The sequence below is a fragment of the Rhodococcus aetherivorans genome (assembly GCF_011058165.1).
Classification (GTDB): domain Bacteria; phylum Actinomycetota; class Actinomycetes; order Mycobacteriales; family Mycobacteriaceae; genus Rhodococcus; species Rhodococcus aetherivorans.
Genome location: NZ_JAALEG010000118.1, coordinates 1 through 15,533 on the forward strand (window position 1 = coordinate 1; position 15,533 = coordinate 15,533).

Consider the following 15,533-nt stretch of genomic DNA (forward strand, 5'->3'; position numbering starts at 1 on the left):
TCGCCCACGCCGGCAAGACCATCTCCGACATCGACCTGTTCGAGATCAACGAGGCGTTCGCCGTGCAGGTGCTCGGCTCCGCCCGCGAGCTCGGCATCGACGAGGACAAGCTGAACGTCTCCGGTGGCGCGATCGCCCTCGGCCACCCGTTCGGCATGACCGGCGCGCGGATCACCGCCACCCTGCTCAACAACCTGCAGACCCACGACAAGCAGTTCGGCGTGGAGACCATGTGCGTCGGCGGCGGTCAGGGCATGGCGATGGTGCTCGAGCGCCTGAGCTGACGCGGCCGTCATACGCCGACCTCACAAGGCAGAGCGGATGCGACGGTGAAAACCGGGGCGCGATTCGCCACCGAGATCCGGTTGTCTCCGGCTGGCGTGTCGGACGAGAGTCTGTGCAACCTCAGCGTTTCGGGGCTTTGGCGCAGCGGCGGGACAACAGTCGAGGCGGGCACCCTGGGCGGGACACGACTCCCCGGCAATCCCGAGGGCCTCCCGTCGGTTCTGCCCCAGTCTGCCGGTCGACCGCGTGGGCGACCTCCTGGCGTTGCCGTAGCGGTTCGGTGGACCGGCCCCGCTCGGGCCCGTCACCGTGGATGCCCCACTGCCGCCGCTGCCCAGCCCTCCGCGCCGGAAAGCGGCTCCATCTGCACTGAAGATCGTCCGCCTCAGTCGTGGACCGAGCAACCGCCTGCCGCAGGACGAGGCGCTCCCATCTGCCGGATCAGGGTCATGTCATGTTGGATTTTATGGCTCTCTTCTGCGGTGATACTGAATACGTCTCGCCGAGGACGGGCTGATTTATTGACATGCATGTCATCGAACTGCGACGGTGATTCCCATCACACCCTACGTTTGTTTGGAGGAGCGATGTCCGCATCAGCAACCGGTGAGATCACCGCACAGCAGCCGGGTCGGGAAGTAGATGCCGTGGTGGTCGGGGCCGGGTTCGGTGGGCTGTACATGGTGCACCGGCTGCGGGAGATGGGACTGACGGTGCAGGGCTACGAGTCCGCTCCGGACGTAGGGGGAACTTGGTGCTGGAACGGCTACCCGGGCGCGCGGACCGACTGCGAGGGGTACTACTACTGCTACTCGTTCGACCCGGAGATGCTGCAGCAGTGGAACTGGACGGAGCGGTATCCCACTCAGCCGGAGATGCGGGCCTACTTCGGGTACGTGGCCGACAAGTTGGATCTGCGGCGCAGTTACCGGTTCGGGACTCGCGTCGAGGCGGCGGTGTTCGACGAGGACTCCGGGCGGTGGCACGTGCGCACCGAGGCCGGTGAGCGGACCTCGGCGACGTACCTGATCACCGCCGTGGGAATCCTCTCGGCCCCGAACCTGCCGAATTTTCCCGGCGTCGAGTCCTTCGAGGGGCAGTGGTACCACACCGCGTACTGGCCCGAGGAGGGCGTGGACCTGGCCGGCAAGCGAGTCGGGATCATCGGCACCGGCTCGACCGGAGTGCAGGCCATCCCGCTGCTCGCCGAACAGGCCGAGCACCTGACCGTGTTCCAGCGGACCCCGAACTATGTGATCCCGGCCCGCAACCGGCCCGTCTCACAGCAGGAGATGGACGAGGTCAAGGCGCGTTACGACGAGGTATGGGCCAAAGTGCGCCGGCACTGGTTCTCGTTCCCGTTCGACATGGCCAACATGCTCGCGGGCTCGACGGAGGAGGAGGAGCGCACCCGGATCTACGAGCAGGGCTGGGCAAACGGCGGATTCCCGTTCCTGTTCACCTTCGACGATCTGCTGTTCGATCCCGTCGCGAACGAGTCGGCAGCGGAGTTCGTGCGCACCAAGATCCGTGCCGCGGTCGAGGACCCGGCCGTCGCCGAGTTGCTGTGCCCGCGCTACCCCTTCGGTGCCAAACGTCCGCCGTCGGGCACGGGCTACTACGAGACGTTCAACCGAGACAACGTAGCCCTGGTCGACGTGGCCACCAACGCGATCGCCGAGATCACCCCCCGCGGAGTCCGGTTGGCCGACGGCACCGAACACCAGGTCGACGTCCTCGTCTTCGCCACCGGCTTCGACGCATCCACCGGAGCACTGACCCGAATGAACATCGTCGGCCGCGACGGACGCGTTCTCGCCGACAAGTGGGCCCCCGGCCCGAGCACCCACCTGGGCATCGGTACCCACGGCTTCCCGAACATGTTCATGATCACCGGACCGCAGAGCCCGTTCACCAACATCCCCCCGTGTGCGCAGAACACTGCCGACTGGATCGCCGAGGCCATCGCCCACCTCCGCCGCGAAGGCGCGACCCGCATGGAAGCCACCGAGGCAGCCGAGCAGGCCTGGACCGAACAGATCACCGCCATCGCCGAACAAACCCTGCTCACTGCCGGTAAGGACGTGCACTCCTGGTTCACCGGCACCAACGTCGACGGCAAGGCCGCCGTCATCAACGTCTTCTTCGGCGGCGCCGACAAGTACATGGACATCTGCGAGCAGGTCGCCGCAGACAACTACTCCGGCTTCGAGATCACCACCACCGAGCCCGCCTACGCCCGCTAGCCCATCTCTAGTAATCAGGAGTACCGACGATGACGAACGACGTGCGCACCGACGCTCTGCGCGATCTCTACGGAAGCTGGGCCAAGCGGGCCGCCGACAACCCCGACATGGACCTTGCCACCATGCGCGACATCTACGAAGAAGCGCATCTTCTGGCAACCGAACCCGAGGACGTCACCTACCGCGAGGTCGACGCAGATGGCGTCAGCGCGATGTGGATCGTTCCTGCGGGCGCACCCGACAACGCCGCCATCATCTACACCCACGGGGGCGGATGTTCGGTGATGTCGATGCACAGTCACCGCAAACTCGCCGGCCACCTGGCCAAGGCGGCCGGTGTGAAAGTGCTGAACGTCGATTACCGTCGCGCACCCGAACACCCGTACCCCACCCAACTCGACGAGGCACAGAAGGTCTACCGGTGGCTGCTTGCCCAAGGCATCGAGCCGACACGCATCGCCACAGCAGGGGACTCGGCCGGCGGCAATCTCGCCACCACCCTTGTCCTGGCTCTGCGCGATGCCGGTGAACGCCTGCCGGCCGCGATTGTCGCGTTCTCGCCCTGGTACGACCTGGAACACAGGGGCACCACACTCGAAACCAATGCCAGCACCGACGCTCTCATCGACCGGGCCGTCGTGGAGATGATGGCCCAGATGTTCCTCGGCGAGAACGGGTCACCCACCGATCCGTTGACCAACCCCCTCTACGCCGATACCGCCGGTCTGCCCCCGATGTACCTGACCGCCGGCGGCTACGAAACGCTTCGGGACAACGCGGAACGCTTCACCGATCTGGCACGCGGCGCAGGGGTGGACGTGACTCTGGAGATCACACCGGAAATGCAGCACGTCTTCCAGTTCATGGCTGGACGGTCTCCAGAAGCCGACGCGTCCATCGCCGCGGCAGGCGCCTTCGTCCGTCGACACCTCGACCTCTGATTCATCAGCTACATCTCACACACCTACCTGTGGCCGGCGGGGTCCGATACCGACTCGGACCCTGTCGGCCTCAGGTGCGGCCTCCGTGGTCGCCGCAGCCAGACAGGAGCCCCGGTGAGCGTCTTCGAACTCTCCGAACGCACCCAGTACTACCGAGCCGAACTGCTCGACTTCATGGACTCGGACATCTACCCTGCCGAGTCCGTCTACGACCGGCAGATGCGTGAGTCCGGAGATCCTCACTTCCAACCCCCGATCCTCGAAGAACTCAAAGACGAGGCACGGCGGCGCGGACTGTGGAATCTGTTCCATCCGCATCCGGAATGGGGACCGGGATTGACCAACCTGGAATATGCCCCCCTCGCCGAGATCATGGGCCGCAGCCACATCGCATCCGAGGCCTGCAACTGCAGTGCACCGGACACGGGGAACATGGAGGTGCTCACACTCTTCGGCACCGACGAGCACAAGCGGACGTACCTCGAACCATTGCTGGCCGGGGAAATCCGATCCGCCTTTGCCATGACCGAACCAGAAGTCGCCAGCTCGGACGCAACCAACATCGAACTCCGGATGGAACGCGACGGTGACGCCTATGTGCTGAACGGCCGCAAGTGGTTCGCCTCCAACGCCATGCACAAGAATTGCCACGTTCTGATCGTGATGGGAAAGACCGATCCGTTCGCGCCTCCGCACCGGCAACAGTCGATGGTGGTAGTGCCGATCGACGCCGAAGGTGTCACCGTGGTGCGCAACCTGCCGGTCTTCGGTTATGTCGACCGCGAGGGCCACGCCGAGGTGCTCTTCGACAACGTCCGCGTACCGAAGGAAGACGTCCTCCTGGGGGAAGGAGAGGGCTTTGCGATAAGCCAGGCACGGCTGGGCCCCGGACGAATTCACCATTGCATGCGCGCAATCGGAATGGCCGAACGAGCACTCGAGTTGATGTGTACCCGGGCGCTCACGCGCACGACCTTCGGAGAACCACTCAGCGAACGCGCCAACATTCAGGACTGGATCGCCGAGGCCCGCATCGACATCGAAATGGTCCGTCTGCTCACCTTGAAGGCGGCTCACATGATGGACACCGTCGGCAACAAGCAGGCCCGAACCGAGATCGCCGCGATCAAAGTGGCTGCGCCCCGAATCGCCCTGAAAGTCGTCGACCGTGCGATCCAGGTGCACGGCGGCGCCGGCGTCACCGACGATTTTCCGCTGGCCATGGCGTACGCCCACCTGCGCACGCTCCGGATCGCCGATGGGCCCGACGAGGTCCACCTGCGTGCCATTGCCAAGGGAGAACTGAAGAAATACAGGTCCGCCACCCGGGAACCGGTAAGGCCCGACACTGCGAAGGCCGCGGTCGTCCGATGAGCCCATACGAGTTGAAAGGACGCACCGCGCTCGTCGTCGGTGCCTCCCGTGGCATCGGATTGGCCACAGCCCAGGCGTTTGCTGCCGCCGGCGCCGACGTCGTACTCACATCCCGCTCCGCTCAGTCCGCTGACGCCGCTGCTGCAGAGGTCGGGGGGACGGCGATCGGAGTGGGCGTGCACGCCGTCGACGAAGACGGTGCCCGGCGGTGTATCGACGACGTCATCGAGCGATTCGGCGGTCTCGACATCCTGGTGAACAATGCCGGCACGAATCCCGCCTACGGCCGGATGACAGACCAGGATCATGGGCGATTCTCGAAGACGTTCGACGTCAATCTCTGGGCACCGTTGCTGTGGAGCGGTCTCGCCGCGAAAGCATGGATGGCGGACAACGGTGGCGCGATCGTGAACACCGCCTCGATCGGAGGCATGGTCGCCGAGAGAGGGATCGGCGTGTACAACGCCTCGAAGGCAGCATTGATCCATCTCACCAAGCAGCTCGCGATGGAACTCGCACCGGCGATCCGCGTCAACGCCGTGGCGCCAGGAGTGGTGCGCACCAAGCTCGCCGAAGCGCTATGGGCGGAACAGGAACAATCGGTGGCCGCGGCCACCCCACTCGGAAGGATCGGTGAGCCGGACGACGTCGCAGCGGCGATCCTGTTCCTCGCCTCCGACGGTGCCCGCTGGATCACGGGCGAGACACTGGTCGTCGATGGTGGTCAACTGCTCGGAGATGCAAGGAACTTTGCAGGATAGTCCGCGGCCTCGACGGTGTGCCGGATGTCAGGGCCGAAGACGAGCTGTTGTCGCCCGGCCGATCGTTTGATCGTTCGGTCGAGCGCTCCGCACCGAAGACGTCGACTGCAGCAAATCGACCGTGCTCCACCAAGGGGGTACCGAACGGCAGAGGCGACCTCATCACGCTCAAGGCCGGAACCCCCGCCGATCCGGATGAGGTGACCGCGCAGGCCGCGCCCGTACTCCGGACGTGGTGGACTCCTGGCCCCGTGATGTCCCAGCCCCGTGGAGGGAGAGTGGTACCGCAGGCTCGGTGTCTGCTGACGAGTCGTGGGTCAGGAGGAGCCAATCCCACGATTCACCGTGCGAATGCGTCCACCGCTCGTCGCACTGGCGCATCCGTAGGCACTGAAGCTCCGCATCTGGGGCGACTCCCCCTTCGAAACGGATGCTGTTCGGGAAGAGCCCGTCGGACTGGGATTATTGCGATCGCAGGTGCCGAACACGTGCTCTGGCACGCTCTCACGGCCTCGTCACCAGTGACAGGGCTCGCCAAAGGACTCAGGACATGACATATTTGTCAACTTCTGTAAGGAGACCAGTGGTGTCATCCCCGCTCAGATGCAAGGAAATCGGGAGCGTGCTGGTCATTACTCTCGCTCGACCGCAGTTGAAGAATGCCATCAATCGCGAGATGGCCGAGTCGTTGGCCGACGCCTTCGACCGACTGGACGCGGACGACAGTCTCAAAATCGGGGTTCTCACAGGCGAAGGTCCCGACTTCTGCGCCGGCATGGATCTCAAAGCCTTTGCCGATGGGGTGATGCCGGAAACACGAGAGCGCGGCCTTGCCGGACTTACGCGCGTGCCTCCGCGCAAACCGTTGATCGCTGCCGTCGAAGGTCATGCGGTGGCGGGTGGCTTCGAACTTGTCCTGTCCTGCGATCTCGTCATCGCCTCGGAAACTGCAAGATTTGGGCTACCCGAGGTGAAAAGAGGCCTAATCGCCGCGGGTGGTGGAATAGTCCGTCTGGCGCAGATGGTCCCGCGTAACCTGGCAGCCCACCTCCTTCTTACCGGGGATACTATTCCGGTAGGTGAAGCAAAGGAGATCGGCGTCGTGAATTCGATTTCCTCGGCGGGAATGGCCTTGGACGACGCCATTCCTCGACGCCATCTGGCGTGCATTTCCGGACCTGACCTTCGAGGAGGTCGGCAGCGCGCATGTCTCGGTCGACGAGCCGAAGGCCACATTTCGGTGGAGGGCGAGGGCCACCCATCGGGGTCGTCTCGATCCGCCCGGTCATCCGGCCACCGGCAAGCGCGTTGCGTTCGACGGCGCCGACTTTCACGAGTACCGCGACGGCAAGGTGGCCCGGTTGTGGACCGTCTTCGACGCGAGCGATCTGCTCGTGCAACTCGGTGTGCTCCCCAAGTCGGGAAGCACCGCCGAAAAGGCCGTGATCGGCCTGCACAGACTCCGACTCCGCCTCCTGCGGTCGAGAATCGACCGGTGAGGGCGTGAGTCTTTCGCACCCGAGGGCCAGGTGCGATATGCACCCCGCCGGCGCGACAACGCCAGCAGGATCTGCGGTCACCGCGCCGGTGTCACCCCCGTCGGGGTTCCGACCGCCTCGCGACCGCCTCGCAGCGGGTCAGCGGGCGTGGCGCAGTCGGAACGTCCAGGTAGCGATCTTCATGTCCCGTGCGGGGCGGTCGACGGCGAACACGGTCAGCGGCGGCCGGAATCGTTCCACCGTGATCGCGTGGGGTCGGCTGAACTCGCGCAGGCCGTCCGCGCCGTGGATGCGCCCGAATCCGGACTCGCCGATGCCGCCGAACGGCAACGACGGAACGGCACCGAAACTGAACACCGAGTTCACCGATGCCGCTCCGCTGCGGATCCGCCGCGCCAGCTGCAGACCCCGGGCGGTGTTACGGGTGAAGACCGAGGCGGCCAGGCCGTAGCGGGTGGCGTTGGCGCGGTCGACGGCCTCGTCGACGTCCCGGACCCGGTCGACCACCAGGGTCGGGCCGAACGTCTCCTCCTGCACCGCGGTGGAGGTGTCCGGCACGTCGGTGAGGACCACCGGGTCGATGTAGCGGTCGTGCACCGCCTCCAGGCCGCCGACGACGGCGGTGGCGCCGTGGTCGAGCGCATCGCGGATGTGCCGGCGCACGATGTCGATCTGCCGGGGCAGGGTTATCGGCCCGTAGGTGGCCGCATCGTCGGCACCGGGACGCACCCGGGCGAGCACCGCGGTGAGCTTGTCGACAAACGGCCGGTAGACCGAGTCGACCACATAGATCCGCTCGACCCCGACGCACGCCTGCCCGGCGTTGCCGACACCGCCGATCGCGGCGGCCTCGGCGGCCTTGTCGAGGTCGGCGTCCTCGGCGACGATCATCGCGTCCTTGCCGCCGCACTCGGCGACGAGCGGGGTGAGAGTCTCGGCGCACACGGCCATCACCCGGCGGGCGGTGGCCCCGGAGCCGGTGAAGGCGACCTTGTCCACACCGGAGCGGGCGAGCGCGGCACCGGTCTCCCCGAAGCCGGTGACCACCTGCAGCACCGGTTGGGTGGGGGCGATCGAGTTCCATGTCTGCGCGAGCCACTTCCCGACACCCGGGGTCAACTCGGAGGGCTTGAACACCACGGCGTTGCCGGCGGCCAGGGCGTAGGAGATCGAGCCCATCGGGGTGAAGACCGGGAAGTTCCACGGCCCGATCACCCCGACCACCCCCAGCGGCAGGTATTCGAGGATCGCCTTCTGGTTGGCCATCGGGATGCCGGCCGGCACCCGCCGCGGCCGCAGCACCGTCCGGGCGTGGCGGGCGGCCCAGTCGAGGTGCTCGACGGCGAGCATCACCTCGAACACCCCGTCGTCGTGCGGCTTGCCGGTCTCGGCGGAGACGACCGCGGCCAGGGCATCCGCGTCGGCGGCGATGGCCTTCTTGTATTCGAGCAGCACCTCGCGCCGGCCCCGGAAGCCGAGATCGGCCCACCACCGCGCGGCCGGGCGGGCTCGGGTGACCGCGGCCGCGACCTCGGAGGCGTCGGCGATCGGGTACCGGGCCAGGACGGACCCGTCGCGCGGGTCCACACTGGTGAACGTGCGACCGGAATCGGCCGTCTGCGTGGCCGACTGCGCCGCAGCAGCAGTCGCAGCACGATCATGAGTCATCAGGGATACGCCTTCCCACGCGGCCACGTCGGGAATGGTCGGCGTGGCCGAGGCGAGCAGAGTCGGGGGTTCGGCGCCAACGAAAGCGTAGCGCCGCACGCGCCGCCCAGTCGATCCCATGCCTGACTTGCCCGAAAATCTCGACCGGAACCTCGACCGGGAAAGAGCTTCTCCCCCATGCCAGCGCGTCCCGCCTCTGCTCACGGAGTGACCACCAGCAGCCAGTCCTCGTCGCCATCGGCGTTTGCTCCCGGGGTGGAGACGCGTCCGTTTCGATCGATCTGCGCGGGCCGTGACGGGGCAGCGGCATCGGCGGGATCGATCCACGCGAATCTCGCGCCCGGCGGGATCAACGGTTGCGCGAGGCGGATCGTTCGCTGCGTCGGCACATAGACGACGGCGAGCGAGCCGTCCGGCGTGCGGGCAGCGGTGACGTAGTCGTTGTCCAGGACGTCCACCATCTCGTCGTCGGTCGAGCGGGTCCCGCGCCCGTCGAGCACGAACGGCTCGTCGACGTCCGGCACCAGCTCCCACCAGCGCCACGACGCCCACAGGTCCCGGATGGCTCGGAGCTGGGTGACGGCGGGGGTATCGAGGCGTGATTCCCAGCCGTCCCGGAACTCCCAGTCGTCGGAGCCACGGAATTCCCCCGGCGAGCCGGAGGTCAACGCCCAGAGGGCTCGGCGGCGAAGCGTCTCGTCGGTCGTCGGCGCAGTCTCGGGCTGACATGCTCGGATACAGCGACCAAGTCACGCACCACCACGCACATCTCGCCGCGCAACCGTGGCACACGTACCCGACGCGGGTCCGAAACACCCGATTGCCCGACGATCGGGCGTACCCGAACGTTTAGGTGTCGTCGGTAGACAATGGTCGGGTGAGCTTTGAACTGTGCAGTGACACATCGTCCGCCGATTGGCTTGTTGGGCAAGGCCTTCCGTGGTATCGCCTGGCGGGGAGTGGACCGGTCGGATATCCGAAATATGCGCGGGTGAGGTTCATTCCCGATCCGAGCTTTCCCGGGCAGAAGACGAGTGACGTCGATTTCGATCAGGGTGGGTTGTCGGAGAAGGAGCAGGTCGGCGTAGCGCTGGAGGTCCTTTCTCGATACACAGCCACACCAGATGAGTGCTACTTCTGCATGTGGGAGGGGTGGGGCACCACGACCATCAACTCAGCGCCCAACTTCGCGATACCCAATCGCGCCTACTGGTTGTTCCGCGGCACGCTGGCGGACTACGCAGACTGGAACAGTGACGACCCTGCGCGGTGGCCGTATGGCGACTCGCCTGATCCCGCATTCATCTGGCCGGCAGATCTCGCTTGGTGCGTGACCAACGATGTCGATCCGCACTTCGCGACCATCGGCGCCGATGTCGAAGCAATCGATCAGATCGTGGCCGACCAACGAATCGACGCAGTGCTCGACGACCCAGAACGCGAGCCTCCGTACTGGGACTAGTCACGCGGCGGCCCATACAACCGATTCGAAGATGCAGGGTTACCAGTAGAGCGGCCGGTATTGCAACAGATGACCGATTCGTAGTACCGGTGTCCCCGAACATCTGTACGTGCCCTGCCCTATGCTGCGCACCACGCCGCACGGGACGCCGCTGCTAGCCGAAGTCGAGACGAACACCGGACCAACGGCTGGACGAGGCACGATTCATGTCCTGACTCGGAGAAGTCAGTGCCTTCAAAACCGATGCGCCACATTGTGGGCTGGCATGTCTCACTTTCCGAGTGGGACCGAGACCGGCGGACCGGCCTGCCCGGACCGAGGCCCCGGTGCCGGTCCGAACGGTAATGCTGGCATGTCCTGGATTGTCCGAGAGCGAATCGAGTGTGCGCCCCGCACCGTTCCGACGGAACACCCGGTGACCGGCCCGCCTACCGTGTGACAATTGGACGGGTCGGGCCGGGATGTTCCGAGGAGCGAGACTATGCCGATGGCGCCGTTCGACCCCATCACCGCGGTCTACACCCCGGCGCATGCGTGGATGTACGAGGCGATCGTGGCACCGGCGGTCTATCCCTCGCGCCACGTCATCGACGAGCACTTTCTGCCGCATCTGCCGCAGAACGCCCATATTCTCGATGTCGGATCGGGTGGGGCGTTGTTCACGAACTACATCGCCGACCAGCGCTCCGACCTGCACATCATCGGTCTCGATCTGTCCCGGCCCCAGATCAAGCGCGCCACCAAACGCATGCGCCGCTACGGCGAGCGTGTTCGCTTCCAGGTCGGTGACGCCACCCGGCTCGACTTCGCGGACCAGACCTTCGACGGGGTGATCAGCTACGGGTCCATCAAACACTGGTCCTCCCGCGAGGCGGGACTGGCCGAGTGCATGCGCGTCCTCAAACCTGCAGGTCCGCTGCTGATCACCGATGCGGACCGCAGCACCAGTTTCGACGACGCCAAGAAGTTCATCGAGAACTACAAGATGCCTCGCTTTCTCCGGGGCATCAATCTCGCGATCTTCCACACCTGGATCGCCGGTCGCTCCATCGGCCTTGAGGACGCCCGTGACCTCGCGAACCGACTCGACCTCGTCGACGAGAACGTCGCCCGCATCACCGGCATGCCACTGGTCATGATTTCCGGGCGCAAGGCCGGCCGGCCCACCTCGGAACCGTAACGGCGCGCCGACAGCAGTGAGCGCATGCCGACCGATGCCGGAACCTGCGTGCCGGCTGGGTCCGGAACTGGCGCGGCGAACCGGATCCGGTCCGGTCTCAGACGCGTGCTCACACGCGTGCCGGCAGGGAAGCGAGGCCGCTGACGAACGCGGACAACAGCAGTTCGGGCGCGCCGACCGCGCGGATCCCTGGGTGGGTGGTGAGCAGTTCCTCGAGCATCACCCGCAACTCGGTGCGGGCGAGATTGGCACCGAGGCAGTGGTGGATGTCCTTGGCGCCGAACCCGAGATGTCTGCCGGCGTTCGGGCGGGTGATGTCGAACCGGTCCGGGTCCGCGAACACGGTGGAATCGTGGTTGGCGGACAGGTACCACATCACCACCTTCTCCCCCGCCCGGATGCGAGCGCCGCCGACCTCGGTGTCGACGGTGGCGGTGCGGCGCATATACGGCACCGGGGAGGCGTACCGGATCACCTCGTCGATCGCGCCGTCGATGTGGGCAGCGAAATCGGTGCGCAGCAGCTGCAGCTGGTCCGGGTGCGTGCTGAGCAGGTGCAGTGCCCACGCCAGCGCTTGCCGGGTGGTTTCGAAACCGGCGGTGATCAACAAGATGACGAACGAGCCGAACTCGGACGGGCTCAAGGACTGCCCGTCGACGACGGTGGTCATCAACGTCGAGGTCAGGTCCTTACCCGGCTCGGCCTTGCGCCTCTCCCCCAGCTCCAGGGCGTACCCGTAGATCTGGGCCAGCCCCAGCGCACCCCCCGGACCGGTCGCGAAGTCCTCCCCGCCCCCATAGATCACCTCGCCCGCCAGGTCGACGATGCGCGGCCGGTCCGGATCGGGGATGCCGAGCAACTCGCAGATCACCTGCACCGGCAACCGGCTGGCGACCCGGTCGACGAAGTCGAACACCTCCCCCCGCGGCAGCTCGGCGGCGATCCGGTGGGCATGCCCGCGGATCCGGGCGGTAATGGAGCGGACCGAGGCCGCGGTGAACGCCGATTGCACGATCGAGCGCAGGCTCCGGTGACGGGGATCGTCCATCGCGATCATCGACATCGCGAACTCGCGGATCTCGGCCGGGACGTCGTCGATGGTGAAACCCTGCGCCGAGGAGAACACCTCCGGGTTACGGCTCACCGCGACCACGTCGTCGTAGCCGACCACCGACCAGAAACCCGGACCCGCGACTTCGGCGTGGAACTCGATCGCCGGCCGGCCGCGCAGCGCCTCGAACAACGACAACCGTCCGGCGAAACTCCGGTCCCAGAAGGCACGGGTTCCCGGCGACATCATCTCGGACACCGACATGGGCACCTCTTTTCGGGTCGCTGCGCTCCCCCGCTACCGCAGTGACCCTACTGCGTGCCCGCCCTGCAGGTGGGCATCACGCCCAGTATCAGGGCATGCGGATGACCGCGCCGCAGGCACTGCGTCGTGCACAGAACGACGGCGATGTCGGACCGCGGAATCGGCCGGTCGAATCGAAGCGTTCGCCAGTCGATACGGCCGGGCGTCGAAGCCAACACTTGACGACCCATGTGCAGTGTTTCCGTGCGCCGCCTTCTCAAAGGCCAAAGCCGGGGGGAGGATACGGGATGTATGTAGTGTTGGAATGTCGATACAATACTCGTAGTCCGTTTTGATGCACCCGGAATTGAGGTCGAACGTGGCACGCAAGACCATCGTCGAGACGGATGACGACATCGATGGCACCCCGGTGGAGACGGGGGGCGAGACGATCACTTTCGCCCTCGATGGCGTCGAGTACACCATCGATCTCAACAAGAAGAACGCGAAGGATTTTCGACGGAAGATCGACTTTTATGTCGAACACGCCACCCGCGTCGGAGGACGTAAGCGACGGGGTGGCACTGCCGGACGCACCGCTGCAGGTTCACCGAGCAGCACAGAGGTCCGAAAGTGGGCCCTCGAGGCTGGCTATGAGGTTTCTGCCCGCGGCCGCGTGCCGCAGTCGCTCCTCAATGAATACGCAGCCGCGCATTAGAAATCAGAATTCAAGTGGAGAAAGTTGCGCAACCAGAGGGCATGCCGGCGCCACGCTTCGAGCCGGCCGTTGATCGCCTCGGTGGGCTCGTCGACCCCGATCACCGCACCGACTCGAGCCGGGCGGAATCGGCGGCGAGCAGCCCGGGGGTGGCGTCGACCGCGATCGCATTGAGCGTGTCCCAGGACAGGCCCAGTTCTCTGGCGACTGCGGCGATCGAGGTGCGGTCGAGCATCAACCGTCGCAGGATGTGCTGGGCGCATCGCCGGGTGGTCGACCCACCGGGCGATGCGCGAGTCGCTCGTAGGCGCCGCCGTCGACACCGCTCGCCAGACGCGCCCCCTTACAGGTCATATCCCCGCCCTCGCTCTATTCTCGAGGCCGTGACCAGCGACGACACCCCCACCGGCGGCCAGGACCCCCACGACGTCAACAACCGGCTTCTCGGCGACCTCCGCGACCGCCTCGCCGGCGCCATCACCCGCGCCGCCGAGCACGGCAACCCCACCCTCGGCACCGTCGAGGTCACCATCCACGAACTCGCCGAACTCCTCGACCGCATCGACCGGCACGCCGACCAGCTACTCGCCCGCGAGTTCGCCGACAGTCGGCAGGCCCACCACATGCGCCGTAAGAACGCGATGCTGCTGTCGATCGAACTCGCTCTCGTCGGCCAGTCCGGGCCGCTCGTCGACATCCTCGACGGCATCCTCCGCGGCGGAGGCGTTGACCAGGACGGGAACGTCGAACAGTAGGTACAGCTCGCCCCCGGTGTAGGGAGTCAACAGGGACAGTTCTGTATCCGTAGCGGCGCGGGTGTGAGTCCCAGGCACCCGGGAGAAGGCCAAGGCTCTACGGACGGGCACAAAATAGGGGGCGAGCGGCGCCGGACTCGCCGAAGGCATGGGCGTGCGGCGCTATCCCTCTACCCGGGGGCGTCGACGCGGTGCTCGACGAGCGTCACCGCATCGCCCAGGTCGAATATTGCTGACGGACTGAAAGCTCGGCCCGCCCACCCCGGTACAGGGGACGGCGCTCGATCCGTGGAGGAGAGTCGCGCGGTGACGAGGGCTGAGTCCGGTCGCAGCAGGTGTCCGGACCCTGTGCGAAACTGCGCACGTCGAGGAAGCAGAGTGCGGTCCTGCCGCGGGGTGCAGACGGTGTGGGCCGGTTCTCCGGCCGGTGCCGCGCCCGGGGTAGGAGAAGGGCAGGGACAACGGTGGCGATGACGGCGGATACGGCACGGGGGCAGTCGGTCTGGAACGGGCGGGACTGGTACGTCAGCTTCGGGGAGGCGAACAAGTCCCGGGATTGGGACGATGCCCGGCGCTACGGTTTCGTCTCCGCCGGGGGCCGCAAGTGGTATTCCGACACCCTCCAGCAGGTCCCGGTCGGTGGCCGCGTCTTCGCCTACATCCCCAAGGTCGGCTACGTTGGCGTCGGCACGGTCACCGCGCCGGCGACACCGGCGGACGACACCGTTCTGGACGTCGACGGCAGCCTTGTGGCGTTTCGCAGCCTCGACCTGGTCGGCCCGTACGGGCGCGAGGTGGCCGATCCCGCCCCGGACGAGGACGATCGAGAATGGGTCCTGCCGGTCACCTGGGAGCACACCGTCGACCGCGCCCAGGCTCTGCGCATACCGGGTCTGTTCGCCAATCAGAACTCCGCCTGCCGACTGCGTGATCAGTTCACTATCGACGAGGTGACGGCGTTCTTCGCGACAGGAAATCCCAGTTCCTGACACTGTCTCAGCACTCGTTTGGACGGCTCGTGCGCAGACCGCAGTCCATCGACGTCACCGTCTGTGCCGCAGGGCGTCTGGGGAAACGGATTTTCTCCTCCTCTGTCCGCTTCCTGCATGTCGACAATGACGCGCACGGTGGCAGTGGCACTGTGCGCAGTGTCAGCCGCACGATGTCGAGATCGCCGAGATCGGCTGCCAACGCTGCGGGACGGGGCCGTTGGTCAGCGGTGTCCCTGCGTGTCAGGCTGAGTTGAGTCCAGCGGTTCACAGCAACCCCGCCTGCAGGGCGAGATACGGATCAACCCCACGATGACGATTTCCAGCATGGTTCCGGTCGAGGACAATGACCGGATGGACC

At 66.1% G+C, this 15,533-nt stretch carries 13 protein-coding genes and 3 pseudogenes; 12 read left to right on the forward strand and 4 right to left on the reverse strand.

Going from position 1 to position 15,533, the window contains the following annotated elements:
- The 7 genes and pseudogenes from G6039_RS27615 to G6039_RS31510 form a co-directional block, all read left to right on the forward strand.
- A pseudogene (locus G6039_RS27615) lies at positions 1-284 on the forward strand (acetyl-CoA C-acyltransferase); the annotation flags it as partial.
- A gap of 588 nt (positions 285-872) precedes the next feature.
- Complete coding sequence (locus G6039_RS27620) at positions 873-2,531, forward strand: flavin-containing monooxygenase (protein ID WP_029546891.1); 1,659 nt, start codon at positions 873-875, stop codon at positions 2,529-2,531.
- Positions 2,532-2,560: 29 nt separating this feature from the next.
- Positions 2,561-3,472 (forward strand): alpha/beta hydrolase, encoded by a 912-nt coding sequence (locus G6039_RS27625; protein ID WP_029546890.1) that lies wholly within the window; start codon positions 2,561-2,563, stop codon positions 3,470-3,472.
- Positions 3,473-3,586: 114 nt separating this feature from the next.
- Positions 3,587-4,846, forward strand: coding sequence for an acyl-CoA dehydrogenase family protein (locus G6039_RS27630; protein ID WP_029546889.1), 1,260 nt, complete (start codon positions 3,587-3,589; stop codon positions 4,844-4,846).
- Positions 4,843-5,607 (forward strand): SDR family oxidoreductase, encoded by a 765-nt coding sequence (locus tag G6039_RS27635; protein WP_029546888.1) that lies wholly within the window; start codon positions 4,843-4,845, stop codon positions 5,605-5,607. The genes G6039_RS27630 and G6039_RS27635 overlap by 4 nt, the downstream gene beginning before the upstream one ends.
- A gap of 676 nt (positions 5,608-6,283) precedes the next feature.
- Positions 6,284-6,691: pseudogene (locus tag G6039_RS31505) on the forward strand (enoyl-CoA hydratase-related protein); the annotation flags it as partial.
- A gap of 73 nt (positions 6,692-6,764) precedes the next feature.
- Entirely contained in the window at positions 6,765-7,106 is a 342-nt protein-coding gene (locus tag G6039_RS31510) for an ester cyclase (RefSeq protein ID WP_373867430.1), read from the forward strand.
- A gap of 138 nt (positions 7,107-7,244) precedes the next feature.
- Here G6039_RS31510 and G6039_RS27650 read toward each other — a convergent pair whose 3' ends face one another.
- Together G6039_RS27650 and G6039_RS27655 are read right to left on the reverse strand one after the other, a co-directional pair.
- Positions 7,245-8,774, reverse strand: coding sequence for an aldehyde dehydrogenase family protein (locus G6039_RS27650; protein WP_029546887.1), 1,530 nt, complete (start codon positions 8,772-8,774; stop codon positions 7,245-7,247).
- A 200-nt stretch (positions 8,775-8,974) separates the two neighbouring features.
- Positions 8,975-9,499 (reverse strand): annotated as a pseudogene (locus G6039_RS27655) (DUF4038 domain-containing protein); the annotation flags it as partial.
- 152 nt (positions 9,500-9,651) lie between these two features.
- On the opposite strand from G6039_RS27655, the gene G6039_RS27660 reads away from it, so the two are divergent.
- Together G6039_RS27660 and G6039_RS27665 are read left to right on the forward strand one after the other, a co-directional pair.
- Positions 9,652-10,236, forward strand: a complete 585-nt coding sequence (locus tag G6039_RS27660) for a hypothetical protein (RefSeq protein WP_029546885.1) — start codon at positions 9,652-9,654, stop codon at positions 10,234-10,236.
- A 481-nt stretch (positions 10,237-10,717) separates the two neighbouring features.
- Positions 10,718-11,416 carry a class I SAM-dependent methyltransferase gene (locus G6039_RS27665; protein WP_029546884.1) on the forward strand — a complete coding sequence of 233 codons (699 nt, stop codon included), beginning with the start codon at positions 10,718-10,720 and terminating at the stop codon, positions 11,414-11,416.
- A 109-nt stretch (positions 11,417-11,525) separates the two neighbouring features.
- Here the strand turns inward: G6039_RS27665 and G6039_RS27670 are convergent, their stop codons facing one another.
- A complete protein-coding gene (locus G6039_RS27670; protein ID WP_152103775.1) occupies positions 11,526-12,737 on the reverse strand; it encodes a cytochrome P450 in 1,212 nt (403 codons plus the stop codon).
- Between the two features lie 352 nt (positions 12,738-13,089).
- Between G6039_RS27670 and G6039_RS27675 the strand changes: the two genes are divergently transcribed.
- A complete protein-coding gene (locus G6039_RS27675; protein WP_029546882.1) occupies positions 13,090-13,428 on the forward strand; it encodes a histone-like nucleoid-structuring protein Lsr2 in 339 nt (112 codons plus the stop codon).
- Positions 13,429-13,528: 100 nt separating this feature from the next.
- Here G6039_RS27675 and G6039_RS27680 read toward each other — a convergent pair whose 3' ends face one another.
- Positions 13,529-13,663 (reverse strand): helix-turn-helix domain-containing protein, encoded by a 135-nt coding sequence (locus G6039_RS27680; protein ID WP_231385981.1) that lies wholly within the window; start codon positions 13,661-13,663, stop codon positions 13,529-13,531.
- Between the two features lie 148 nt (positions 13,664-13,811).
- On the opposite strand from G6039_RS27680, the gene G6039_RS27685 reads away from it, so the two are divergent.
- Both G6039_RS27685 and G6039_RS27690 read left to right on the forward strand, forming a co-directional pair.
- Positions 13,812-14,183, forward strand: a complete 372-nt coding sequence (locus tag G6039_RS27685; protein WP_029546881.1) for a hypothetical protein — start codon at positions 13,812-13,814, stop codon at positions 14,181-14,183.
- Positions 14,184-14,653: 470 nt separating this feature from the next.
- Positions 14,654-15,172 carry a hypothetical protein gene (locus tag G6039_RS27690; RefSeq protein ID WP_037201286.1) on the forward strand — a complete coding sequence of 173 codons (519 nt, stop codon included), beginning with the start codon at positions 14,654-14,656 and terminating at the stop codon, positions 15,170-15,172.
- The last annotated feature ends 361 nt before the right edge of the window (positions 15,173-15,533 follow it).

Excerpts from the sequence above, each read along its gene's own strand:
- G6039_RS27620 (WP_029546891.1), top strand. The coding sequence starts at position 873 with ATGTCCGCATCAGCAACCGGTGAGATCACCGCACAGCAGCCGGGTCGG.
- G6039_RS27625 (WP_029546890.1), top strand. The coding sequence starts at position 2,561 with ATGACGAACGACGTGCGCACCGACGCTCTGCGCGATCTCTACGGAAGC.
- G6039_RS27635 (WP_029546888.1), top strand. The coding sequence starts at position 4,843 with ATGAGCCCATACGAGTTGAAAGGACGCACCGCGCTCGTCGTCGGTGCC.
- G6039_RS27650 (WP_029546887.1), bottom strand. The coding sequence starts at position 8,774 with ATGACTCATGATCGTGCTGCGACTGCTGCTGCGGCGCAGTCGGCCACG.
- G6039_RS27665 (WP_029546884.1), top strand. The coding sequence starts at position 10,718 with ATGCCGATGGCGCCGTTCGACCCCATCACCGCGGTCTACACCCCGGCG.
- G6039_RS27680 (WP_231385981.1), bottom strand. The coding sequence starts at position 13,663 with ATGCTCGACCGCACCTCGATCGCCGCAGTCGCCAGAGAACTGGGCCTG.
- G6039_RS27690 (WP_037201286.1), top strand. The coding sequence starts at position 14,654 with ATGACGGCGGATACGGCACGGGGGCAGTCGGTCTGGAACGGGCGGGAC.